Origin of the sequence: Bradyrhizobium viridifuturi, from assembly GCF_001238275.1 — a bacterium.
GTDB classification, from domain to species: Bacteria; Pseudomonadota; Alphaproteobacteria; order Rhizobiales; family Xanthobacteraceae; genus Bradyrhizobium; species Bradyrhizobium viridifuturi.
Genome location: NZ_LGTB01000113.1, coordinates 1 through 1,642, shown reverse-complemented (window position 1 = coordinate 1,642; position 1,642 = coordinate 1). Strand labels below are relative to the sequence as shown.

Annotated in this window: 1 protein-coding gene; it reads right to left on the bottom strand. The window is 65.8% G+C overall.

All coding sequences use genetic code 11. The annotated features are described in order from the left end of the window. A partial coding sequence (locus tag ALC15_RS44440) for a beta strand repeat-containing protein (RefSeq protein WP_430649232.1) occupies positions 1-1,642 on the bottom strand: 1,642 nt, incomplete at both ends.

Here is a 1,642-nt window from a genome sequence, read left to right as displayed (position 1 = left end):
CGCCATTGCCACCGATCGCGGCGCTGTTGTGGAAGGTGACATTGTCGATCGTCGCGCTACCGTTCGACGAGATGAACAGCGCGCCGCCGAGCCCGGCGCCGCCGCCGCCGCCACCACGGACGACACCACCGCCCGCCGCCACCGTGTTCTGGATGGTCAGGTTCTCGAGATTGACGTTGCCGGCATAGACGAAGAAGCCGCGCTGCGCGTTGAGGCCATCGATCGTGTAGGTGCCACCATGGCCGTCGCTGCCGTTGATGGTGACGCTCGACCCGCTTAGCAGGTTGAATGCGTACAGCTCCGATGTCAGGCTGAAATTCGCCGTGATGTTGATCGTGTAGTTGGCATTCTGCGCGGCGTTCTGGCCGCCGGAATCCATCTGCAGGATCGCGGCATTGAGATCGGCGACGCTGGCCACATTGAACACCCGCGTCGAGACGATCTGCACGATCGTGCCGCCATTCGCATCCTGCGTGAGCTGGAACCGGGTGCCGCCGTCGAGCCCGGTCACGGTCAGCGTGTCGGTCGTGGTGCCGTTCGAGATCGAGAGCGTGGTGCCAGACAGGCTGATGGTATTGAGCGAGGGATTCTGGGTGTTGTACGCCAGCCCGGTGAGATCGATCTTCTGGCCGGGATTGAAGTTCGAGATGCTGTTGGTGAACGCGTTGCCGGTCAGCGCGGCATCGTCGATCTTCAGCGTGCCGCCGAGGCCCGTCGTGAACGAAATGTTGCCGGCTCCGGCGGCGCCAGAGGTCGTAAGCCAGGCGGTGCCCGCATAGATCGTCGTGCTGCCATAGCTGTTGGCATGGCCGAGCACGAACGTGCCGCCACCGTCGATGCCGAGATTGCCGCCGCCGCTGATCAAGGCCGTGTCAGTGACGGTCGCGCCGGTCCCGACCGCAACAACCGAATTGCCGCCGACCACGATCGCATCGTCAAAGATTCCGCTGGTCGTCAACCCGAGGTGTCCGCCGCTCAGGTTGAGCGTCCCCGTCAGTCCCGCGAGTTGCCCCATCCCGAGTTGCAACGTGCCGGCGCCCGACAGCGTGAACGTGCCGGACCCGCTGATCGCGCCGGTGTCGGCGATCGTGCCGGACGAGATGTCGAAGGTGCCGCCATTGGCGGTGAGCTGAATATCGTGCGTGAAGGTGTAGCCGCCGGTCGTGGTCAGCATGCCGCCGTTGAGGATCAGCGCGCCGGCCGAGCCGCCGATATTATTGTCGGCCGTGATCGAGAGGATGTTGCCGCCATCGATCTGGGTGCCGCCGACATAGGTGCTCGCACCCGTCAGCGTCAGCGTACCGCCGCCGGAGACCTGCAGCTTTCCGGTCGTGCCGGTGCCGCTGATGCCTTTCTCATCGGCGATGGTGTCGCTGATCGTCAGCGTCGTGACGGTCTGCAGGCCCTGCGAGAACGTCGGCACGGTGTGCGTCGGCGTGACGACCATCGTGCCCTGGATGAAGATGTCGCCATAGGCCGAGCCGTTGCCGGCGCCGTTGGCGCCGGTGCCGCCGGTCTCGGTGGCGCCGGACAGGGTGCCGCCGATGACGGTCAGCGTGCCGCCTTGCTGGACGAAGATGTTGCCGCCGGCACCTAATCCGCCGCCACCGCCGCCTGCGAGCGAGCCGCTGCCCGCGCCAAA